18 protein-coding genes and 1 tRNA gene are annotated in these 22,710 nt (G+C 69.1%); 13 read left to right on the top strand and 6 right to left on the bottom strand.

Features of this window, described 5'->3' with window-relative positions; all coding sequences use genetic code 11:
• Positions 1–32 precede the first annotated feature (32 nt).
• A complete protein-coding gene (locus QC283_RS22105) occupies positions 33–890 on the top strand; it encodes a DUF4184 family protein (RefSeq protein WP_279563341.1) in 858 nt (285 codons plus the stop codon).
• On the opposite strand, the gene QC283_RS22100 is transcribed toward QC283_RS22105, so the two are convergent.
• Both QC283_RS22100 and polA read right to left on the bottom strand, forming a co-directional pair.
• Entirely contained in the window at positions 808–1,158 is a 351-nt protein-coding gene (locus QC283_RS22100) for a hypothetical protein (RefSeq protein WP_279563340.1), read from the bottom strand. The genes QC283_RS22105 and QC283_RS22100 overlap by 83 nt on opposite strands.
• 355 nt (positions 1,159–1,513) lie before the next feature.
• Complete coding sequence (polA, locus tag QC283_RS22095; protein WP_279563339.1) at positions 1,514–4,240, bottom strand: DNA polymerase I; 2,727 nt, start codon at positions 4,238–4,240, stop codon at positions 1,514–1,516.
• Between the two features lie 179 nt (positions 4,241–4,419).
• On the opposite strand from polA, the gene QC283_RS22090 reads away from it, so the two are divergent.
• The 9 genes from QC283_RS22090 (at position 4,420) to QC283_RS22050 (ending at position 14,597) form a co-directional block, all read left to right on the top strand.
• The gene (locus tag QC283_RS22090) at positions 4,420–6,699 is read left to right on the top strand and encodes an FdhF/YdeP family oxidoreductase (RefSeq protein ID WP_279563338.1); all 2,280 of its coding nucleotides are present in this window, start codon (positions 4,420–4,422) and stop codon (positions 6,697–6,699) included.
• Between the two features lie 79 nt (positions 6,700–6,778).
• Positions 6,779–7,267: a PaaI family thioesterase gene (locus QC283_RS22085; protein ID WP_279563337.1), complete on the top strand. Its 489-nt coding sequence runs from the start codon at positions 6,779–6,781 to the stop codon at positions 7,265–7,267.
• Positions 7,268–7,398: 131 nt separating this feature from the next.
• Positions 7,399–7,947, top strand: a complete 549-nt coding sequence (locus QC283_RS22080; protein ID WP_279563336.1) for a hypothetical protein — start codon at positions 7,399–7,401, stop codon at positions 7,945–7,947.
• Positions 7,944–8,555 (top strand): Tat pathway signal sequence domain protein, encoded by a 612-nt coding sequence (locus QC283_RS22075; RefSeq protein WP_279563394.1) that lies wholly within the window; start codon positions 7,944–7,946, stop codon positions 8,553–8,555. The genes QC283_RS22080 and QC283_RS22075 overlap by 4 nt, the downstream gene beginning before the upstream one ends.
• A gap of 287 nt (positions 8,556–8,842) precedes the next feature.
• On the top strand, positions 8,843–10,078 hold the full coding sequence (locus tag QC283_RS22070; protein ID WP_279563335.1) for a branched-chain amino acid ABC transporter substrate-binding protein: 1,236 nt from the start codon (positions 8,843–8,845) through the stop codon (positions 10,076–10,078).
• A gap of 121 nt (positions 10,079–10,199) precedes the next feature.
• A complete protein-coding gene (locus QC283_RS22065) occupies positions 10,200–11,132 on the top strand; it encodes a branched-chain amino acid ABC transporter permease (RefSeq protein ID WP_279563334.1) in 933 nt (310 codons plus the stop codon).
• 5 nt (positions 11,133–11,137) lie between these two features.
• Positions 11,138–12,964 carry a branched-chain amino acid ABC transporter permease gene (locus QC283_RS22060; protein ID WP_279563333.1) on the top strand — a complete coding sequence of 609 codons (1,827 nt, stop codon included), beginning with the start codon at positions 11,138–11,140 and terminating at the stop codon, positions 12,962–12,964.
• 5 nt (positions 12,965–12,969) lie between these two features.
• Positions 12,970–13,884: an ABC transporter ATP-binding protein gene (locus tag QC283_RS22055; protein WP_279563332.1), complete on the top strand. Its 915-nt coding sequence runs from the start codon at positions 12,970–12,972 to the stop codon at positions 13,882–13,884.
• Positions 13,881–14,597 (top strand): ABC transporter ATP-binding protein, encoded by a 717-nt coding sequence (locus QC283_RS22050; protein WP_279563331.1) that lies wholly within the window; start codon positions 13,881–13,883, stop codon positions 14,595–14,597. Before QC283_RS22055 ends, QC283_RS22050 begins: the two co-directional genes overlap by 4 nt.
• Before the next feature lie 78 nt (positions 14,598–14,675).
• On the opposite strand, the gene QC283_RS22045 is transcribed toward QC283_RS22050, so the two are convergent.
• A complete protein-coding gene (locus QC283_RS22045) occupies positions 14,676–15,332 on the bottom strand; it encodes an ANTAR domain-containing response regulator (protein WP_279563330.1) in 657 nt (218 codons plus the stop codon).
• A 101-nt stretch (positions 15,333–15,433) separates the two neighbouring features.
• Here QC283_RS22045 and QC283_RS22040 point away from each other — a divergent pair.
• Together QC283_RS22040 and QC283_RS22035 are read left to right on the top strand one after the other, a co-directional pair.
• Positions 15,434–15,508 (top strand) — tRNA-Leu (locus QC283_RS22040).
• A 106-nt stretch (positions 15,509–15,614) separates the two neighbouring features.
• Positions 15,615–16,391, top strand: coding sequence for a helix-turn-helix domain-containing protein (locus tag QC283_RS22035; protein ID WP_279563329.1), 777 nt, complete (start codon positions 15,615–15,617; stop codon positions 16,389–16,391).
• An 8-nt stretch (positions 16,392–16,399) separates the two neighbouring features.
• Here QC283_RS22035 and pyk read toward each other — a convergent pair whose 3' ends face one another.
• On the bottom strand, positions 16,400–17,836 hold the full coding sequence (gene pyk, locus QC283_RS22030) for a pyruvate kinase (protein WP_279563328.1): 1,437 nt from the start codon (positions 17,834–17,836) through the stop codon (positions 16,400–16,402).
• Between the two features lie 215 nt (positions 17,837–18,051).
• Between pyk and QC283_RS22025 the strand changes: the two genes are divergently transcribed.
• On the top strand, positions 18,052–19,857 hold the full coding sequence (locus QC283_RS22025; protein ID WP_279563327.1) for a bifunctional metallophosphatase/5'-nucleotidase: 1,806 nt from the start codon (positions 18,052–18,054) through the stop codon (positions 19,855–19,857).
• 22 nt (positions 19,858–19,879) lie between these two features.
• On the opposite strand, the gene QC283_RS22020 is transcribed toward QC283_RS22025, so the two are convergent.
• Together QC283_RS22020 and QC283_RS22015 are read right to left on the bottom strand one after the other, a co-directional pair.
• Positions 19,880–21,283, bottom strand: coding sequence for a lysine N(6)-hydroxylase/L-ornithine N(5)-oxygenase family protein (locus QC283_RS22020; protein ID WP_279563326.1), 1,404 nt, complete (start codon positions 21,281–21,283; stop codon positions 19,880–19,882).
• The gene (locus tag QC283_RS22015; protein ID WP_279563325.1) at positions 21,280–22,650 is read right to left on the bottom strand and encodes a pyridoxal phosphate-dependent decarboxylase family protein; all 1,371 of its coding nucleotides are present in this window, start codon (positions 22,648–22,650) and stop codon (positions 21,280–21,282) included. Before QC283_RS22015 ends, QC283_RS22020 begins: the two co-directional genes overlap by 4 nt.
• Positions 22,651–22,710 lie beyond the last annotated feature (60 nt).

Genomic DNA, 22,710 nt, shown 5'->3' with positions numbered 1-22,710 from the left:
ATTTTCACCAGTTGGCCATATGAGGAGTTTCGTTGCCCTTCACGCTCAGTCATGCGGCCGCCGTGCTGCCCGCCGTGCGGGGCGACGGCACCGGCCGGGGACGACTGGTCCCGGCCGTGCTGGTCGCCGGGTCCTTCGCGCCCGACATGACCTACTACGCGGCGAGTTTCCTGTCCGGGGCGATGGAGTTCGGCGATGTCACGCACTCCTTCCCGGGCGTCTTCACCATCGATGTGATCATCGCGTGGGCGCTGGTGGGGCTGTGGCTGCTGGTCCGCGAGCCGCTGGTGGCCCTGCTGCCGCGGGCCTGGCAGGGACGCGCCGCCGCCCTGCTGCGCTGCGGGGCCGCCCGTGCGCGCGTGCGGCCGTCCCTCGTGGCGCGTTGGTACGCGTCGGCGGTGCTGGGGGCGCTGACACACGTGGTGTGGGACGCGTTCACGCACCTCGACCGCTGGGGGATGCGGGTGTTCCCCGCCCTGGGCCGGGAGATCGCGGGCTCGCCGCTCTACTGGTACCTCCAGTACGGCGGTTCCGCGGTGGCCGCGGTCGTCATCGCCGTGTTCCTGGCGCGGGCACTGCGCCGGACGCCCCGGGCGGAGCCACTGGGTGTTCCGGTCCTCTCGGTACGGGACCGGTGGTGTGCCGGGGCGCTGCTGGGCGGCTGTGCGGTGGCCGGGGCGGTGAAGCGGGCGACCCGGTGGTGGGACTACTGGGGAGAGGTCGCGAAGCCCTGGGAGCTGATCCCGACGGTGTGCTTCGGGGCGGGTGCCGGGCTCGTCCCGGGGCTGCTGCTGTACGCCGTGGGGGTCAGGGTGTGGCGCCGCCCGGCTCCGGTCCCCGGAAGCCCGGGAGGTGTCGGTACGGAGCCGGACCGCCGGGTCCTGCGCTGAGGGTGTCGGCGGGCGCGACGAACACGGTGAAGGTGTGGGCGGGGCGTGGCCTCGGCAGCAGCGTGAGGGCGAGCGCCAGGTAGCCGCGGGCCAGGTCGGCCCACAGGCGCCAGGCGGGTGTCTCGCGCGAGGTGGCCGCGGTCGGGTCCCGGTGGGCGAGTCGGCGGCGGAGGTCCGCCGCGGTGCGGCGCAGGGCCGTCGTGACGGTGGCGGGGATGCGGCCGGTACTTGCGCCCGGCGCGACGACCGGGACTCGTAGGAGTGGCACGCGGGCGGGTCCGTCTGTGCTTGCCCGTGCCGGTGTCGTCCGGTGGTGGAGCATGCGTATACCCATGCCCGCATCCTCAGGGGAGACAGGAGCGGGGGCGTTTCCGCGGGGGCCACCTGAGTGACGGGGCCCGCGGTGCGGGCGGGGGCGGGGCGTCCGGCCGTTGGCCGGGTGGTGGCGGTGCCCCGTCTTCCGTGCCCGCGCCCGTACCCGCGCTCCGTGCTCCGTGCTCCGTGCTCCGTGCTCCGTGCTCCGGCACGGCGAGTACGCCCGCGTGGGCCGCGAGGACGGCGCGGGCCCGAAGACTCACGCCGCCGCCCCCGGCCCCGAACCGCCGGCCGCCAGCCGCCGGAGGCTAGTGCGCTGCCGACTCCCAGTCCGGGCCCGCGCCCACCGAGACGCCCAGGGGGACGCTGAGCCGTACCGCGTCCGCCATTTCGCGGCGGACGAGTTCCTCCGCCGCCGCGCGCTCGCCGGGGGCGATCTCCAGGACGATTTCGTCGTGGACCTGGAGCAGCATCCGGGAGCCGAGACCGGCCTCGCGCAGCGCCTTGTCCACGTTGAGCATGGCGATCTTGACGATGTCGGCCGCCGTGCCCTGGATCGGGGCGTTCAGCGCCATGCGCTCGGCCGCCTCGCGCCGCTGGCGGTTGTCGCTGTTGAGGTCGGGCAGGTAGCGGCGGCGGCCGAAGAGGGTCGCCGTGTAGCCCGTCGCCCGTGCCTCGTCGACGACCCGGCGCAGATAGTCCCGTACGCCGCCGAACCGCTCGAAGTAGGCGTCCATCAGCCCGCGGGCCTCGGCGGCCTCGATGTTGAGCTGCTGGGAGAGGCCGAAGGCCGACAGGCCGTACGCCAGTCCGTACGACATGGCCTTGATCTTGCGGCGCATCTCCGCGTCGACCGCGGACTGCTCGACGGAGAAGACCTGCGCGGCGGCGGTGGTGTGCAGGTCCTCGCCCGAGGTGAACGCCTCGGTCAGGCCCTCGTCCTCCGACAGATGGGCCATGACCCGCAGCTCGATCTGACTGTAGTCGGCCGTCATCAGGGACTCGAAGCCCTCGCCGACGACGAAGCCGCGGCGGATCGCACGGCCCTCGTCCGTGCGGACCGGGATGTTCTGCAGATTCGGGTCCGTGGACGAGAGGCGGCCGGTCGCGGCGACCGTCTGGTTGAACGTGGTGTGGATGCGGCCGTCCGCGGCGATCGTCTTGATCAGGCCCTCGACCGTGACGCGCAGCTTGGCCTGCTCACGGTGACGGAGCATGATCACCGGCAGTTCGTTCTCGGTCTGGGCCGCGAGCCAGGCCAGGGCGTCGGCGTCGGTGGTGTAACCGGTCTTGGTCTTCTTGGTCTTGGGAAGATTCAGCTCGCCGAAGAGGACTTCCTGGAGCTGCTTGGGCGAGCCCAGGTTGAACTCGCGTCCGGCCGCGGCGTGCGCCTCCTTCACCGCCTGCTGCACGGCGCCCGCGAACATCTGCTCCATGGCCTCCAGATGGGCCCGGTCGGCCGCGATGCCGTGCCGCTCCATGCGGGCCAGCAGCGCGGACGTGGGCAGCTCCATGTCGCGCAGCAGGTCCGCGGCGCCGACGTCGGCCAGGCGGCCCTCGAAGGCCTCGCCCAGATCGAGGATCGCGCGGGCCTGCACCATCAGCGCCTCGGCCTCGGCACCCTCGTCCGCACCGAAGGCCAACTGGCCGTCGGCCGCGGCGGCGGGGGCCAGCTCGCGGTGCAGGTACTCCAGGGACAGCGCGTCCAGGTCGAAGGAGCGGCGGCCCGGCTTGACCAGGTACGCGGCGAGCGCGGTGTCCATGCCCACGCCGGCGACGCTCCAGCCGTGCTCGGCGAAGACACGCATGGCGCCCTTGGCGTTGTGCAAGACCTTCGGCCGGTCCGCGTCGGACAGCCAGGCCGCGAACGCCGTCTCGTCGGCCTCGTCCAGCTCGGACGGGTCGAACCAGGCGGCCTTGCCGTCGGACGCGGCGAGCGCGACCTCGGCTACCGAACCGGTGCCCAGCGCCCAGGTGTCGACCGTGGCGACACCGAGGGGCCGCGTGCCGTGCTCGGCGAGCCAGCCGGCCACTTCGCCCGTGCCCAGCACCGTGCCGTCCAGCTCCACGCCGTCCGCCACGACCGGCGTCTCCTCGGCCTCCTCGGCCCCGGGATCGACGGCGAAGAGCCGCTCCCGCAGAGAGGGATTGCGGATCTCCAGGGTGTCCAGGATCACCGCGACGCCCTTGCGGTCGTACGCGGGCCGCTCCAGGTCGGTGACCGCCTTCGGCAGCTCGACCCGCCGCTCCAGCTCGGTGAGCCGGCGGTTGAGCTTGACGGACTCCAGGTGGTCGCGCAGATTCTGCCCGGCCTTGCCCTTGACCTCCTCGACGCGCTCGACCAGCTCCGCGAACGACCCGAACTGATTGATCCACTTCGCGGCCGTCTTCTCGCCGACACCCGGGATACCCGGCAGGTTGTCGGACGGGTCGCCGCGCAGCGCGGCGAAGTCGGGGTACTGGGAGGGGGTCAGCCCGTACTTCTCGAAGACCTTCTCCGGCGTGAACCGGGTCAGCTCGGAGACACCCTTGGTCGGATACAGGACCGTGGTGTGCTCGCTGACCAGCTGGAAGGAGTCCCGGTCGCCGGTGACGATCAGCACGTCGAAACCCTCGGCCTCGGCCTGCGTGGCGAGCGTGGCGATCACGTCGTCCGCCTCGAAGCCCTCGACGGCGAAACGGGAGACCCGCATCGCGTCGAGAAGCTCGCCGATCAGCTCGACCTGGCCCTTGAACTCGTCCGGGGTCTTGGAGCGGTTCGCCTTGTACTCCGTGAACTCCTCGGACCGCCACGTCTTGCGGGAGACGTCGAACGCCACCGCGAAGTGCGTGGGCGCCTCGTCACGCAGCGTGTTGGCCAGCATCGACGCGAAGCCGTAGATCGCATTGGTCGGCTGCCCCGTCGCGGTCGTGAAATTCTCCGCGGGCAGCGCGAAGAACGCGCGGTACGCCAGTGAGTGCCCGTCCATGAGCATCAGGCGCGGACGGCCGCCGCCGGAGGTGCTGTCGGTCTTCTTCGCTGCTGTCTTGGCCACGTCCCCGATCCTGCCACGGACCACTGACACTCCGCCCCGCGCTCACCGGTGGCATGGGCGCGGCCCTCCCCCGCCGCGGCCACCGCCACCGCACCCCGGCCCGCCCGGCCGTCCTCGGTGCCGGCGGGGCGTGCGAGGATCGGAGACGTACCTCACACGTGTACGCGAAGGAGCGCGCGATGGCCACCAAGCCGCCCAAGGGTGATCCGGTTCAGGACGCGCCGCAGGTCACAGAGCCCCAGCACGCGGCGGCGGGTATCCCGGCCATCGGCCACACCCTGCGCATGGCACAGCGGCAGATGGGCGTGAAGCGGACCGCGCTGACGCTGCTGAGCGTCAACCAGAAGGACGGCTTCGACTGCCCGGGCTGCGCCTGGCCGGAACCGGACCACCGGCACAAGGCGGAGTTCTGCGAGAACGGCGCGAAGGCCGTGGCCGAGGAGGCCACCCTGCGCCGGGTCACCCCGGAGTTCTTCGCCGCGCACCCCGTCGCCGACCTCGCGACCCGCAGCGGCTACTGGCTGGGGCAGCAGGGCCGGCTCACGCACCCGGTGTACCTCCCCGAGGGCGGCGAGCACTACGAGCCGGTCACCTGGGAGCGCGCCTTCGACATCGTGGCGGAGGAGATCGCGGCCCTGGACTCGCCGGACGAGTCCGTCTTCTACACCTCCGGCCGCACCAGCAACGAGGCCGCCTTCCTCTACCAGCTCTTCGCGCGCGAGCTCGGCACCAACAACCTGCCGGACTGCTCCAACATGTGCCACGAGTCGTCCGGCTCGGCCCTGTCCGAGACCATCGGCGTCGGCAAGGGCAGCGTCCTCCTGGAGGACCTCTACAAGTCCGATCTGATCATCGTGGCCGGCCAGAACCCGGGCACCAACCACCCGCGCATGCTCTCCGCACTGGAACGGGCCAAGGCGAACGGCGCGAAGATCATCAGCGTCAACCCGCTGCCCGAGGCCGGCCTGGAGCGCTTCAAGAACCCGCAGACCCCCAAGGGGCTCACCGCGGGCGCCGCGCTCACCGACCTGTTCCTGCAGATCCGCCTCGGCGGCGACCAGGCCCTCTTCCGGCTCCTGAACAAGCTGATCCTGGAGACCGAGGGCGCCGTCGACGAGGCCTTCGTCGAGGAACACACCCACGGCTACGAGGACTTCGCCGCAGCCGCCCGCGCCGCCGACTGGGACGAGACGCTCACCGCGACCGGCCTCACCCGCGCGGAGATCGATGAAACCCTGCGCATGGTGCTCGCCTCCAAGCGCACCATCGTGTGCTGGGCGATGGGACTGACCCAGCACAAGCACTCCGTACCCACCATCCGCGAGGTCGTGAACTTCCTCCTCCTGCGCGGCAACATCGGCCGCCCGGGCGCGGGTGTCTGCCCGGTGCGCGGTCACTCCAACGTGCAGGGCGACCGCACGATGGGCATCTTCGAGCGCCCCGCGCCCGCCTTCCTGGACGCCCTGGAGAAGGAGTTCGGCTTCGCCCCGCCGCGCGAGCACGGCTACGACGTCGTACGCGCCATCCGCGCGCTGCGCGACGGCGAGGCCAAGGTCTTCTTCGCCATGGGCGGCAACTTCGTCGCCGCCTCCCCCGACACCGAGGTCACCGAGGCGGCCATGCGCCGCGCCCGCCTCACCGTGCACGTGTCGACGAAGCTGAACCGCTCGCACGCCGTCACCGGCGCGCGTGCGCTGATCCTGCCGACCCTCGGCCGTACGGAGCGCGATCTCCAAAGCGGGGGCGAGCAGTTCGTCACCGTCGAGGACTCCATGGGCATGGTGCACGCCTCCCGCGGCCGGCTGGAGCCCGCGAGCACGCGGCTGCTGTCCGAACCGGCGATCGTGTGCCGGCTGGCACGCCGCGTACTGGGCGAGGACAGCCGCACGCCGTGGGAGGAGTTCGAGAAGGACTACGCGACGATCCGCGACCGCATCGGACGCGTCATCCCCGGCTTCGAGGACTTCAACGCGCGCGTGGCCCACCCCGGAGGCTTCGCCCTCCCCCACGCCCCGCGCGACGAGCGCCGCTTCCCGACGGCCACCGGCAAGGCCAACTTCACCGCCGCGCCGATCGAGTACCCCGAGCTGCCCGAGGGGCGGCTGCTGCTCCAGACGCTGCGCTCGCACGACCAGTACAACACCACGATCTACGGCCTGGACGACCGCTACCGCGGTATCAGGAACGGCCGCCGGGTCGTCCTGGTCAACGCGGAGGACGCCCGGACGCTGAACCTCCGGGACGGCTCGTACGTCGACCTGGTCAGCGAGTGGAAGGACGGGGTGGAGCGGCGGGCGCCCGGTTTCCGCGTCGTGCACTATCCGACGGCCCGGGGCTGTGCGGCGGCGTACTACCCGGAGACCAACGTCCTGGTGCCGCTGGACGCCACGGCGGACACCAGTAACACCCCGGCCAGCAAGTCCGTCGTCGTCCGTCTGGAACAATCGGCGACCGACTGAGCGTTTGCTCAGTCGAGCCGCCGGCCGCACCGGGCCGACCGGCGAGTCAGGCAGACGGAGCAACGAACGGAGCCGGCCCATGGGCGAGCAGCAGCAGGTGCAGTTCCCGCAGGAGGTCATCGACGAGTACGCCGCGTTCGGCGTCGACCTGCCCGCGCTCTTCTCCGCCGGACACCTCGGGACGCGCATGGGCGTCCAGATCATCGAGGCGTCGGCCGACCGTGTCGTCGGCACCATGCCGGTGGAGGGCAACACCCAGCCGTACGGGCTGCTGCACGGCGGCGCCTCGGCGGTGCTGGCCGAGACGCTCGGCTCGGTCGGCTCGATGCTGCACGGCGGCAGCTCCAAGATCGCCGTCGGTGTCGACCTGAACTGCACCCACCACCGCGGGGCCCGCTCCGGTCTGGTCACCGGGGTGGCCACGCCGGTGCACCGGGGCCGGTCGACGGCGACGTACGAGATCGTGATCAGCGACGACCAGGACCGCCGCGTGTGCACCGCCCGGCTGACCTGCCTGCTGCGGGACGTGAACCCCGGCGACGGGGCACCGGCCGGCACGACGGGCTGAGCGGCGTACCGCCGGGCACGAAACCGCCCCCGGCCGCCCCACCGACCCCGGCCGCCTCGTCGTCCCCGGTCATCGTGTCCCTCCCGGCCACGGCCATTGCCGCCGGCGACCCGGCGCTCTAGCGTCGGGGCATGGGACGGGGAGGGGCCCCCAGGCCGGGGGCGGCGGCTCGGCGGTTCCGCTTCACGCACGCACGGCTCACGCACACACACGCCACGCACGAGCGGACAGCGCACGCACACGCCACGCACCGACGGCTCGCGCACGCACGCATCGCGCCCGCGCTGCTCGTGTTCGCGCCGGCCCTGCCGACCGCGGCCCTGGCGACGGCCTGCGGCAGCGGCAACCCTGGCACCAACGAGGCCGGTCCCACCGCCGCCACCGAAGCGACCGCGCCGGCGGTGGTCCGACGGACGCCGTCCCCGGCGCGGTGGTGCACGAGCACCGTCGGCCACTGGGCGCGAGAGATGCCGCACGACGGCGAGCCCTACGGCGACTACCAGTCGATGGGGTTGTCCAACCGCCAGTACGACATCCTGCGGGAGGTCATGGAGGCCGCGCGAGCCACGAAACGCCATCAGGGCGTCCGGGCCGCCGAGGAGCTGACCGACCGCCAGGTGCGTGCGGCGTGCGCCGAACAGTACCGCGAGGGCGGTCCGAGCGACGGCCCGTGGCAGTGAGCGGCACCGGCCCCGTCGAGCCGGGCGAGGGCACCCGCGCCTGGGACGCCTCGGACGCGCCCCGGCCCCGCGTCCGGCCACGCGGACGTATCGCCCGGCGCTACGACCGCCACCGGCAGGCCGTCCTCACGGCCGCCGCGGCGCTCGTCGTCCTGGCGGGCGGCGGCTACCTGTACGCCGACCGGCCGCGGCAGCCGCCGCCGCCCCCGCCGCCGCCCGCCTCCCAGGCGGTCGACCTCGACTACCTGGACGCGGTGCCCGGCCCCGGCGGCGCCGACCCCGGCGACTTCAGCTTCGCGGTGCGGCTGAGCGTGCGGTCCGGACCGCCCGTCACCGTGACGGGACTGACCCAGCCCTACGCCGGCCTCTCGATGACGTCGTCACCCGCGGCACCTTTCCAGACAAAGACGCATTCCGCCCGCAAGATCATCCTCACGGTGCGGGTGACGGAATGCGATAAAACACCGCGGAACCCCGGACTCCCTTTCCTGGATGTAACGCTGCGTAATACGGACGCAATAGAGGCCCACAGTTTCATCCTCGGACCACGCTATGCACAGCACCTCTCACATGCCCTGGAAGCCACCTGCGGCAACGTTTCCCGGTAATCACCAAAACACCCGAGACTCCTGAGCGCGGAGCGTCGGTCCTGCAGGTTCTCAACATGTGGACAGGGCGAATCGGCCGGAATTCCGCCCTTCTTCCCAGCCAGTACCGCTCTGCATTACCCCGTGTCATAACAAGAGCGTCACAGCCTGAGTCAGACCCTCCTCCACGTTCCCCACACCCGCTTAGAGTCACGGCCAGTCACCGCGCCGTCCGATTGTCACTTCGGCCCAGCGCTCGACTCGGCCGCCTCCACGGGGAAGCGGCTGTGCCAGGGAAAGGACTGATCGTGCGTCAACGTTCGCTCATCTCCATCACCGCTGCTCTGGCGGCGGGAGCGCTCACCCTCACCGCCTGCGGTTCACGCGACGACGACGGCGGCTCGGACTCCGGCAACGGCGGCGGTGGCACCACCGTCGTCATCGGCGTCGACGCCCCGCTGACCGGCGACCTGTCCGCGCTGGGCCTCGGCATCAAGAACTCGGTGGACCTCGCGGCCAAGACCGCCAACAAGGAAAAGACCGTCGACGGCATCACCTTCGAGGTCGAAGCCCTCGACGACCAGGGCCAGCCCTCCGTCGGCCAGCAGAACGCCACCCAACTCGTCGCCAACGACGACGTCCTCGGCGTCGTAGGCCCGCTGAACTCCTCGGTCGGCGAGTCCATGCAGAAGGTCTTCGACACCGCCAAACTGGTCGAGGTCTCCCCCGCCAACACCGGCCCCGGCCTCACCCAGGGCCCGGACTGGCGCACCAAGAAGGTCCGCCAGTACGACTCGTACTTCCGCACCGCGACCACCGACGCCATCCAGGGCCCGTTCGCCGCGCAGTACGTCTACAACGACTTCAAGAAGAAAAAGGTCTTCGTCATCGACGACAAGAAGACCTACGGCGCCGGCCTCGCCGCCACCTTCACCGACGAGTTCAAGAAACTCGGCGGCCAGGTCGTCGGCACCGAGCACATCAACCCGGACACCAAGGACTTCGCCGCGGTCGCCACCAAGGTCAAGAACTCCGGCGCCGACGTCGTCTACTACGGCGGCGAATACCCGCAGGCCGGCCCCCTCAGCAAGCAGATCAAGGCCGCCGGCGCCAAAATCCCCCTGGTCGGCGGCGACGGCATCAAGAGCGCCGACTTCATCAAGCTCGCCGGCCCCGAAGGCGTCGGCGACCTCGCCACCTCCGTCGGCGCACCCGTCGAAGAACTCCCCTCGGCCAAGGAATTCGTCGCCAACTACAAGGCCGAAGGCTACAAGGAACCCTTCGAAGCCTACGGCGGCTACTCCTACGACTCCGCCTGGGCGATCATCGAAGCCGTCAAGACAGTCGTCGAGAAGAACGACGGAAAGCTCCCCGACGACGCCCGCGCCCAGGTCACCGAGGCCATGCAGAACGTCTCCTTCGACGGCGTGACCGGCAAGGTCTCCTTCGACGAATTCGGTGACGCCACCAACAAGCAGCTCACCGTCTACGCCGTCGAGAACGGCGACTGGAGCACCGTGAAGTCCGGCACCTACACCGGCTGACCCGACCGGCAGGAAACCCGCACCACGGAAGAGCCGCGCGGGGCGCTGTGCCACAAGCGCCCCGCGCTCACTCGCATCCGGCCACATCCGTCGAACGTCCGAAAGTCTCGGAGGACATGCGGTGAACGAACTGCCGCAGCAGCTGGTCAACGGCCTGCTACTGGGATCCATGTACGGGCTGGTCGCCATCGGCTACACAATGGTCTACGGCATCGTCCAGCTCATCAACTTCGCCCACGGCGAGATCTTCATGACCGGCGCCTTCGGCGCACTCACGGTCTACATATACATCCTGCCCGACGGCACCTCCATGCTGATCGCCCTGCCCCTGATGCTCATCGGCGCGGTCATCGTCTCAACCACCGTCGCCGTCGGGGCGGAACGGTTCGCCTACCGCCCACTGCGCGGCGCGCCCCGCCTCGCCCCACTCATCACCGCCATCGGCCTCTCCCTCGCCCTCCAGCAGGCGGTCTGGGCCTGGTACCCCGACGCCAAATCCGCCCGCACCTTCCCCCAGATCGACGGCGGCCCCTTCCACATCGGCAACGTCACCATCCAGACCGGCGACATCTTCCTGTTCACCGCCGCACCCATCAGCATGGCCGTCCTCGCCTACTTCGTGATGAAGACCCGCACCGGACGCGGCATGCAGGCCACCGCCCAGGACCCCGACACCGCCAAACTCATGGGCGTCAACACCGACCGCATCATCGTGGTCGCCTTCGCCCTCGGCGCCGTCTTCGCCGCCGTCGGAGGCGTCGCCTACGGCCTCAAGTACGGCCAGATCGAATTCAAAATGGGCTTCATCCTGGGACTCAAGGCCTTCACCGCGGCCGTCCTCGGCGGCATCGGCAACATCTACGGCGCCATGATCGGCGGCATCGTCCTCGGCGTCGCCGAAACCCTCGCCACCGCCTACATCGCCGACGTCCCCGGACTCGACCAGTTCGGCAGCCAGTCCTGGGCAGACGTCTGGGCCTTCATCCTCCTCATCCTCGTACTGCTGCTCAGGCCGCAAGGCCTGCTCGGCGAACGCGTCGCGGACAGGGCGTGACACCGATGACCACACACACCACCGCCCCCAAGACCGCCGGCACCCCCGCCCCCGACACCCGCACCGGCCTCATCGGCATACCCCCGCACATCGGCCGCGCCCTCGCCACCGGCGGCGGCCTCCTCACCATCATCTCCACCTTCCTCGCCTGGACCTGGACCGCCGAATTCCCCGGCGACCTCACCGTCTACGGCTACCCCGGCGGCCTACAGGTCCTCGCCCTCATCGGCGGAGCCCTCACCACCCTCTTCGGCCTCGCCTCCTACGGCGTCAAAGGACTCCGCTGGCTCGCCCCCTCCGGCGCCGACGCGGCCATCAGATTCGCCGCCCTCGCCACCTTCGCCACCACCTGGTACACGATCATCGCGATCAGCGCCCAACTCGGCGGCCTCGTCAACCTGGAGCCCGGCGGATACATCGCGGCGGCCGTCACCCTGATCGCCCTCCTCGGCGCGCTCGCCCTGCCCTTCGAACGCCCCGAACCCGACCCCTTCGACCCCGACGACACCGGCTGGGAGAAGTTCAGGCACACCACCGCCCAGAACTGGCAGACCATCAGGGCCGCCTTCGCCCCCGGCGCCCCCCGCCCCGTACGCGCACTCCCCGCCTACGCCGAGATCCTCATCATCGTCGCCGTCCTCGCCATCGCCCTGCTCGTCTTCACCTACGGCATCGGCACCGAGTACGACGAACTCTTCGTCGGCTTCCTCATCATGGCCGGATTCGGCTTCGCCGCCCTCAACGCCTCCGGCCTGATCTCCCAGGTCACCCAGCTCACCGCACGCCACCAGAACATCACCATCTGCGGCGCCTTCATCGCGGCGGCCTGCTTCCCCTTCACCCAGACCGACGACCAGTACGCCACCATCGGCGTCTACATCCTCATCTTCGCCACCGTCGCCCTCGGCCTCAACATCGTCGTCGGCCTCGCAGGCCTCCTCGACCTCGGCTACGTCGCCTTCCTCGGCGTCGGCGCCTACGCCGCCTCCCTCGTCTCCGGCTCCCAGAGCTCCCCCTTCGGCGTCCACTTCCCCTTCTGGGCCGCCGTCCTCGTCGGCGCCGCCGCCTCCCTCGTCTTCGGCGTCCTCATCGGCGCCCCGACACTGCGACTGCGCGGCGACTACCTCGCCATCGTCACCCTCGGCTTCGGCGAGATCTTCCGCATCGCCGCCAACAACCTCGACGGCACCTCCGGACCCGACCTCACCAACGGCTCCAACGGCATCTCCTCCATCCCCGACCTCAAAATCCTCGGCTTCGACCTCGGCATCCAGCACGACATCGCCGGCTTCACCATCGGCCGGTTCGCCAACTACTTCTTCCTGATGCTCGTCATCACGGCCGTCGTCGTCCTCGTCTTCCGACGCAGCGGCGACTCCCGCATCGGCCGCGCCTGGGTCGCCATCCGCGAAGACGAAACCGCCGCCCTCGCCATGGGCATCAACGGCTTCCGCGTCAAACTCATCGCCTTCGCCGTCGGCGCCACCCTCGCCGGCCTCGCCGGCACCGTCCAAGCCCACGTCACCTACACCGTCACCCCCGAGCAGTACCTCTTCGCCGGCACCTCCCCGCCCAACTCCGCCTTCCTCCTCGCCGCCGTCGTCCTCGGCGGCATGGGCACCATCGCAGGCCCCCTCATCGGCGCCTCACTGCTCTTCCTGATCCCCAACAAACTCCAGTTCCTCGGCGACTACCAGCTCTTCGCCTTCGGACTCGCACTCGTCCTGCTCATGCGCTTCCGCCCCGAAGGCCTCATCGCCAACAAACGCCGCAAACTGGAATTCCACGAAGAGGCCGAAGCGCCCACAGTCCTGAGCAAGACAGGGGCCTGACCACCATGACCACCGACACCACCACCAAGGACACCGCACCGGGCACCCCCGCCCCCGGCACCACCGTCCTCGACGCACGCGGCGTCACCATGCGCTTCGGCGGACTCACCGCCGTCAACGGCGTCGACCTCACCGTCAACAGCGGCGAAATCGTCGGCCTCATCGGCCCCAACGGCGCCGGCAAAACCACCTTCTTCAACTGCCTCACCGGCCTCTACATCCCCACCGAAGGCGAAGTCCGCTACAAGGACCAGATCCTCCCCGCCAAATCCTTCAAAGTCACCGCCGCCGGCATCGCCCGCACCTTCCAGAACATCCGCCTCTTCGCCAACATGACCGTCCTGGAAAACGTCCTCGTCGGCCGCCACACCCGCACCAAAGAAGGCTTCTGGTCAGCCGTCCTACGCGGCCCCGGCTTCCACAAAGCCGAAGCAGCCAGCCGCGAACGCGCCATGGAACTCCTCGACTTCGTCGGCCTCGCCGCCAAAGCCGACCACCTCGCACGCAACCTGCCCTACGGCGAACAACGCAAGCTCGAAATCGCCCGCGCCCTCGCCAGCGAACCCGGCCTGCTCCTCCTCGACGAACCCACAGCCGGCATGAACCCGCAGGAGACGCGCTCCACCGAAGAACTCGTCTTCGCCATCCGCGACATGGGCATCGCCATCCTCGTCATCGAGCACGACATGCGCTTCATCTTCAACCTCTGCGACCGCGTCGCCGTCCTCGTCCAAGGCGAAAAACTCGTCGAAGGCGACAGCGCCACCGTCCAGGGAGACGAACGCGTCATCGCCGCCTACCTCGGCGAACCCCTCCCCAACGACCCCGGCGCCGCCGAAGCCGCCGAAGTCGAGGCCGCCGAAGCCGCCCAGGCCGACACCACCGAGAACACCGCGGCCGGCAAGGAGAACGACCGATGACCGCACTCCTCGAGGTCGAAGACCTCCGCGTCGCCTACGGCAAGATCGAAGCCGTCAAAGGCATCTCCTTCACAGTCGACGCCGGAGAAGTGGTCACCCTCATCGGCACCAACGGCGCCGGCAAAACCACCACCCTCCGCACCCTCTCCGGCCTCCTCAAACCAGTCGGCGGCCAGATAAAGTTCGGCGGCAAATCACTCAAAAAAGTCCCCGCCCACCAAATCGTCTCCCTCGGCCTCGCCCACTCCCCCGAAGGCCGCCACATCTTCCCCCGCATGACCATCGAGGACAACCTCCGCCTCGGCGCCTTCCTCCGCAACGACAAACCAGGCATCGAAAAAGACATCCAGCGCGCCTACGACCTCTTCGCCATCCTCGGCGAACGCCGCAAACAAGCCGCAGGCACCCTCTCCGGCGGCGAACAGCAAATGCTCGCCATGGGCCGCGCCCTCATGTCCCAGCCCAAACTCCTCATGCTCGACGAACCCTCCATGGGCCTCTCACCGATCATGATGCAAAAGATCATGGCCACGATCGCCGAACTGAAATCCCAGGGCACCACCATCCTGCTCGTCGAACAGAACGCCCAAGCCGCCCTCTCCCTCGCCGACCACGGCCACGTCATGGAAGTCGGCAACATCGTCCTCTCCGGCAGCGGAGCGGACCTCCTCCACGACGAATCCGTCCGCAAGGCCTACCTCGGCGAAGACTGAACCGAACCGGCCGACCACACGACGAGGCCCGCGCCCCCAGACGGGGACGCGGGCCTCAATGCTCCTTCGGGGGCGAGCTCAGCCCTTGGACGCCTTCTTCTCCTCCGCGTCCTCGATGACCGCCTCAGCCACCTGCTGCATCGACATCCGCCGATCCATCGACGTCTTCTGAATCCACCGGAACGCCGCCGGCTCCGTCAGGCCGTACTCCGTCTGCAACACCGACTTCGCCCGGTCCACCAGCTTCCGCGTCTCCAACCGCAGACTCAGGTCCGCGACCTCCTTCTCCAACGCCTTCAACTCCGTGAACCGCGAAACAGCCATCTCGATCGCCGGCACGACATCACTCTTGGAGAACGGCTTCACCAGGTACGCCATCGCCCCGGCATCCCGCGCCCGCTCCACCAGATCGCGCTGAGAGAACGCGGTCAGCATCAGCACCGGCGCGATGCTCTCCTCAGCGATCTTCTCCGCCGCGGAGATGCCGTCCAGCTTGGGCATCTTCACATCGAGGATCACCAGGTCGGGCTTGTGCTCCCGGGCCAGCTCGATGGCCTGCTCACCGTCACCGGCCTCACCGACGACGGAGTAGCCCTCCTCCTCCAGCATCTCTTTGAGATCGAGTCGGATCAGCGCCTCGTCCTCGGCGATGACGACACGGGTCGTCAGCGGAGGAACGTGCGACTTGTCGTCTTCGGGCACGTCTACGGGCTGGGGCGACTCGGGGGCGGTCACGTAGGGCTCCTCGTTCAGGGCAGGGGTACTGCTGACAAGAGCCTACCTAGCTGCGGTAAGGTGTACGCGCGGAGGGTCAGGGGAAACCTTCGATTCCGCGGGCCCCGGTAGCCCAATTGGCAGCAGGCAATGGATTCAAAACCCATACAGTGTCGGTTCGAGTCCGACCCGGGGCACTTTTCCTTGTTTTCCAAGGTTTACGCCAGTAAGTGGATGTCCACGTTCTCGTGAACATCCACTTTTTACTGCGTGTCGTTGCCAACCTCGCCACAGAGTGACCGCATGTACGACACCAGCACACGCAAGCGTGCATTGGCACTGGTGGCACAGGGACGGAGCCTGAACTCCGTCAGCAAGGAAACCGGGATATCCCGCGCCGCCATCCGCTCGTGGCAGACACGCATCGAGCCTCTGCCACGTATGCGGCAAACCTCATGCTCGCTGTGCGGTCCTAACGCAGAGCCACCCAAGTACAGGGCGGCATACGCCTACCTGCTCGGCCTCTATCTCGGCGATGGCTGCATCAGTCCCGGCATGAGGTCGGGCTACTTCCTCCGAATCGCATGCGCCGATGCATGGCCCGGGCTCATCAACGCGTGCGCTGCCGCCATCGAAGCCATCAATCCCAACGGGAAGGCATACCGAGTCCAAGCCGTCGGGTACACCTCTGTGGTCGGCTACAGCGGGCACTGGCCATGCTTCTTTCCTCAACACGGGCCAGGGAAGAAGCACGAGCGAAGGATCGCCCTCGCACCGTGGCAGCAGACGATCGTGGACGCCCAGCCCTGGGAGTTCACCCGCGGACTCATCCACTCCGACGGCTGTCGCATCACCAACTGGACGACCCGCCTGGTTGCCGGTGAGTACAAGCGTTACGAGTACCCCCGGTATTTCTTCACCAACACGTCGACCGACATCATCAGGCTCTTCACCGCCACTCTCGACCGCGTCGGTGTCGAGTGGAAGTCGCTCAATCAAAGCCGCGCGGCCGTCACGATCTCCGTCGCCCGCAAAGCCTCCGTAGCCCTCATGGACGCCCACGTCGGGCCCAAGTACTGACGGCCGGTCTACTTGGGACGGTCGTCCTCACCGATGTGGTGCACCCGCACCAGGTTCGTCGTGCCGGACACCCCCGGTGGTGAGCCGGCCGTGATGACCACCACGTCGCCCTTCTCGCAGCGTCCGTAGCGGGTCAGGAGCTCGTCCACCTGGTCGACCATCGCGTCCGTGGAATCCACGTGGGGGCCGCAGAAGGTCTCCACGCCCCAGGTCATGCTCAGCTGGGAGCGCGTCGCCGGTTCAGGGGTGAAGGCGAGCAGGGGGATGGGTGAGCGGTAGCGGGAGAGGCGGCGGACGGTGTCGCCGGACTGGGTGAAGGCGACGAGGAACTTGGCGCCGAGGAAGTCGCCGATCTCGGCTGCCGCGCGGGCGACGGCGCCTCCCTGGGTGCGGGGTTTGTTGCGGTCGGTGAGTGGGGGGAGGCCCTTGGCGAGGATGTCCTCCTCGGCCGCTTCGACGATGCGGGCCATGGTGCGCACCGTTTCGATGGGGTGTTTGCCGACGCTGGTCTCGCCGGAGAGCATGACCGCGTCGGTGCCGTCGATGACGGCGTTGGCGACGTCGGAGGCCTCGGCGCGGGTGGGGCGGGCGTTGTCGATCATGGAGTCGAGCATCTGAGTGGCGACGATGACCGGCTTGGCGTTGCGCTTCGCGAGTTTGATGGCGCGCTTTTGGACGATGGGGACCTGTTCGAGGGGCATTTCGACACCGAGGTCGCCGCGGGCGACCATGATGCCGTCGAAGGCGGCGACGATATCGTCGATGTTCTCGACGGCCTGGGGTTTTTCGACCTTGGCGATGACGGGGAGGCGGCGGCCTTCTTCGTCCATGATGCGGTGGACGTCCTGGATGTCGCGGCCGGTGCGGACGAAGGAGAGGGCGATGACGTCGAAGCCGGCGTGCAGGGCCCAGCGGAGGTCGTCTTCGTCCTTTTTGGAGAGGGCGGGGACGGAGACGGCGACGCCGGGGAGGTTGAGGCCTTTGTGGTCGGAGACCATGCCGCCTTCGATGACCTCGGTGTGGACGCGGGGGCCGTCGATGTCGGTGACCTGGAGGCAGACTTTGCCGTCGTCGACGAGGATGCGTTCGCCGGGGGTGACGTCGGTGGCGAGGCCGGCGTAGGTGGTGCCGCAGGTGTGGCGGTCGCCGGTGGTGCCTTCTTCGACGGTGATGGTGAAGGTGTCGCCGCGTTCGAGGAGTACGGGGCCTTCGGTGAAGTGGCCGAGTCGGATCTTCGGTCCTTGAAGGTCGGCGAGGGTGCCGACGCTGCGGCCGGTTTCGTCGGAGGCCTTGCGGACGTGGTGGTATCGCTCTTCGTGTTCGGCGTGGGTGCCGTGGCTGAAGTTGAAGCGGGCGATGTCCATTCCGGCGTCGACCAGGTCTTTGATCTGGTCGTATGTGTCGGTGGCGGGCCCAAGTGTGCAGACGATCTTTGCTCGGCGCATGGTTCGAGCCTATGACTTACCGGCGGGTAGCGAATTGGCCACGCATGTCCGCTCAACAACCTTTGAGTAAAGGGTTATTGACAAGTATTGAATATGTGCGCCCGTCCGCTCCGATGAGCGTTTCGTCCGTCTGCCGCTCTTGACAGGCGGCATGTTCAGGACAGAATCTACGCGCGTTGCCACTGTTGTTCACGGGTCACCGAGGAGAGTCAGCCATGTCGTTGAACCGCCGGAAGTTCCTGAGCAGGTCCGCCGTGACGGGGGCGGGTGTCGCGCTGGCGGGCGCGGCCGCGGCTCCGGCGGCCGAGGCGGCCTCCGCGCACCGGGGGCGCGGTGGGCGCAAGCGGTACGCGCTGACGGTGCTGGGCACCACCGACCTGCACGGGCACGTCTTCAACTGGGACTACTTCAAGGACGCCGAGTACGCGGACACGGCGGGCAATGCCCAGGGGCTGGCCCGTGTGTCCACGCTGGTGGACCAGGTCCGTGCGGAGAAGGGCCGCAGCAACACGATGCTGATCGACGCGGGCGACACCATCCAGGGCACCCCGCTGACGTACTACTACGCCAAGGTCGATCCGATCACCGCCGAGGGTGGTCCGGTGCATCCGATGGCGCAGGCGATGAACGCGATCGGGTACGACGCGGTGGCGCTCGGAAATCACGAGTTCAACTACGGCATCGAGACGTTGCGCAGGTTCGAGGAGCAGTGTGACTTCCCGCTGCTGGGCGCGAACGCGGTGGACGCGAAGACGTTGAGGCCGGCGTTCCCGCCGTACTTCATGAAGACGTTCCGGGTGAAGGGCGCGCCGCCGGTGAAGGTGGCGGTGCTGGGGTTGACCAATCCGGGTATCGCGATCTGGGACAAGGCGTATGTGCAGGGGAAGCTGGCTTTCCCGGGGCTGGAGGAGCAGGCGGCCAAGTGGGTGCCGAAGCTGCGTTCGATGGGGGCGGACGTGGTGGTGGTGTCGGCGCACTCGGGTTCGTCGGGTACGTCGTCCTACGGTGATCAGGTGCCGTACGTGGAGAACGCGGCGGCCAATGTGGCGCGGTTGGTGCCGGGTGTCGACGCGATCCTGGTCGGGCACGCGCATACGGAGATCGCGGAGCTGAAGGTCGTCAACGAGGAGACCGGGCGGACGGTCGTTCTGTCCGAGCCGCTGTGCTATGCCGAGCGGCTCACTCTCTTCGACTTCGAGCTGGTCTTCGAGCGGGGTCGTTGGCAGGTGGAGTCGGTGAGGGCGTCGTTGCGGAATTCGAACACGGTCGCCGACGATCCGCGGATCACGGAGTTGCTGGCGGATGAGCACGCGGTGGTGGTGTCGTATGTCAATCAGGTGGTCGGGACGGCGACCGAGACGCTGACGACGGTGGAGGCGCGGTACAAGGACGCTCCGATCATCGACCTGATCACGAAGGTTCAGGAGGATGTGGTCAGGGAGGCGTTGGCGGGGACGGAGTTCGCGTCGTTGCCGGTGGTGGCGCAGGCGTCACCGTTCTCGCGGACTTCGGAGATTCCGGCCGGGGACGTGACGATCCGGGATCTGTCGAGTCTGTACGTGTACGACAACACGCTGGTCGCCAAGCTGATGACGGGTGCTCAGCTGCGGGCGTACCTGGAGTTCTCGGCGGAGTACTACGTGCGGACGGCGGCCGGTGCGCCGGTGGACGTGGAGAAGCTGACGAACGCGAACGGCCGTCCGGACTACAACTACGACTATGTGTCGGGGTTGTCGTACGAGATCGATATCGCGCAGGCGGCCGGTTCACGGATCAGGAACCTGTCCTTCGGTGGTGCTCCGTTGGATGACGCGGGGCAGTTCGTGCTGGCGGTGAACAACTACCGGGCCAACGGCGGTGGGGCTTTCCCGCATGTGGCGTCGGCCAGGGAGCTGTGGTCGGAGTCGACGGAGATCCGTACGCGGATCGCGGAGTGGGCGACGGCGAGGGGTGTACTGGATCCGGCGGACTTCGCGTCGGTGGGCTGGTCGTTGACGCGGGAGGGTGTGCCGGTGTTCTGAGCGGGTTTCTCCTGGGGCTGCCTCAGGTTCCTTCCGTCAGTGGGGTGAGTGCCCTGTGGTGGCGTGCGGAGGGGATCTGGGGCAGTCCGTTTTGCAGGCCGAAGGTGGTGTAGGCGGTGCGGTGCGGCAGTGGGTACGGTTCGCGTCCGGTGAGGTCGTTGAGGATGGTGGCGCTGCGCCAGGCGGCGAGGCCCAGGTCGGGGGCGCCGACTCCGTGGGTGTGTGTTTCGGCGTTCTGGACGTAGACGGAGCCGGTGACGCTGGGGTCGAGGACGAGGCGGAAGTGTTCGTCGACGCGGGGGCGTTCGCGGTTGTCGCGGCGCATGTAGGGGTCGAGGCCGGCGAGGATGCGGCCGAGGGGCCGTTCGCGGTAGCCGGTGGCGAGGATGACGGCGTCGGTGGTGAGGCGGGTGCGGGTTTTCTGCTGGGTGTGTTCGAGGTGGAGTTCGACCTGGGTGGTGGAGAGGCGGCCGGCGGTGCGGACGTGGACGCCGGGGGTGAGGACGGTGTCGGGCCAGCCGCCGTCGAGGGTGCGGCGGTAGAGCTCGTCGTGGATGGCGGCGGCGGTGTCGGCGTCGATGCCTTTGTGCAGTTGCCACTGTGCGGTGATGAGCCGGTCGCGGACGGGTTCGGTCAGGGTGTGGAAGTAGTGGGTGTAGTCGGGGGTGAAGTGTTCGAGGCCGAGTTTTGAGTACTCCATGGGGGCGAAGGCTTCGGTGCGGCCGAGCCAGTGGAGCTTCTCGTGGCCGGTGGGGCGGTGGCGGAGGAGGTCGAGGAAGATTTCCGCGCCGGACTGGCCGGTGCCGATGACGGTGATGTGGTCGGCGTCGAGGAGTGTTTCGCGGTGGTCGAGGTAGTGGGCGGCGTGGATGACGGGGACGCCGGGGGCGTCGGCGAGGGGTTTGAGCGGGTCGGGGACGTGGGGTTCGGTGCCGATGCCGAGGACGACGTTCCTGGTGTAGGTGCGGCCGAGGGCTTCGGCTTCTCCGGTGGTGTCGAGTTGGGTGTAGTCGACTTCGAAGAGGCCGCGTTCGGGGTTCCAGCGGACGGCGTCGACCTGGTGGTGGAAGCGGAGGGCGGGGAGGTTGTCGGCGACCCAGCGGCAGTAGGCGTCGTATTCGGCGCGTTGGATGTGGAAGCGTTCGGCGAAGTAGAAGGGGAAGAGGCGTTCTCGGGTCTTGAGGTGGTTGAGGAAGGTCCAGGGGCTGGCCGGGTCGGCGAGGGTGACGAGGTCGGCGAGGAAGGGGACTTGGACGCGGGCGCCGTCGATGAGCAGGCCGGGGTGCCAGTGGAAGGCGGGGCGCTGGTCGTAGAAGACGGTGTCGAGGCCGGTGAGGGGGTCGGCGAGGGCGGCGAGGGAGAGGTTGAAGGGGCCGATGCCGATGCCGACGAGGTCGCGGGGGATGTGGGGGGCGGGGGTGTTCATCGTGGGGTGTGTCCTTCCAGGGAGCTTTCCACGAGGGTGAGGAGGGTGGTCAGGTCGTCGGGCCGGGTGTGGGGGTTGAGGAGGGTTGCTTTGAGCCAGAGGCGGCCGTCGGCGTGGGCGCGGCCGAGTACGGCGTGGCCGGTGGTGAGCAGGGTGCGGCGGAGGGTGGCGACGTCGTGGTCGGTGGCGTGGGTGGGGCGGAACAGGACGGTGCTGATGGTGGGCGGCGCGTGCAGTTCGAAGGCGGGGTGGTCGTGGATGAGGGCGGCGAGTTGGTCGGCGCGTGTGCAGACTTCGTCGACGAGGGTGCCGAGTCCGGTGCGGCCGAGGGTTTTGAGGGTGACGGCGATTTTGAGGATGTCGGGGCGGCGGCTGGTGCGTGGTGAGCGGCCGAGGAGGTCGGGGAGTCCGGCGTCGGTGTCGTCGTCGGCGTTGAGGTAGTGGGTGTGGTGGTGGAGTGCGGTGAGGTCGTTGGGGTTCTTCACCGTGAGCAGGCCGGCGGCGATGGGTTGCCAGCCGAGTTTGTGCAGGTCGAGGGTGATGGTGTGGGCGGCTTCCAGTCCGGCGAGTTTGGGGCGGTGGTGGTCGCTGAAGAGGAGGCCGGCGCCGTAGGCGGCGTCGATGTGGAGGCGGGCGCCGTGGGTGGTGCAGCGGTCGGCGATTTCGGGCAGGGGGTCGATCAGGCCGGCGTCGGTGGTGCCGGCGGTGGCGATGACGAGGTGTGGTCCGGGGATCTGGGTGAGGGCTTCGTCGAGGGCGGCGGGGTCGAGGGTGCCGGTGGGGGCGGGGACGGTGACGGGTTCGGGCAGTCCGAGGAGCCAGGCGGCGCGGGGCACGGAGTGGTGGGCGTTGGCTCCGTGGATGAGCCGGAGGCCGGGGCCGTGTGTTTCGCGGGCGAGGAGGGCGGCGAGTTGGTTGGATTCGGTGCCGCCGGTGGTGACGAGGGCGTCGGTGGCGCCGGTTTCCCGGGCGAGGGTACGGGTGACGAGGGTTTCGAGTGCGGAGGCGGCGGGTGCCTGGTCCCAGGAGTCGAGTGAGGGGTTGAGGGCGCAGGCGGCGAGGTCGGCTGCGGTGGCGACGGCGAGGGGTGGGCCGTGCAGGTGGGCGGCGCACAGGGGGTGGGCGGGGTCGGCGGCGCCTTCGGCGAGTGCGGTGACCAGGGTGCGGAGTGCGTCGGGGTCGCCGTGGTCGGGGAGGATGTCGCCGGCGGCGTCCGCCACCCGGGCGGCGACGGTGTCGGGGCCGCCCGCGGGCAGCGGGCCGCCGCGTGTGGCGGCGCCGGTGTGCAGGGCGTGGAGCACGGTGTCGAGCAGGGGGCGCAGGGCGTCGGGGCCGTGCGGGCCCGAGGCGAGGGGCGGCAGGCCCATGGGCTGTCCTCCGGGCGCGATGCGTCGCGGCGCGCGGTGCCTCGTCGGGGGGCGGCGGCC

The organism is Streptomyces sp. DH41, from assembly GCF_029813785.1.
Lineage (GTDB): Bacteria > Actinomycetota > Actinomycetes > Streptomycetales > Streptomycetaceae > Streptomyces.
Note: the sequence above shows the minus strand (reverse complement) of the source record. Positions and strands in the feature narration are given on the sequence as shown.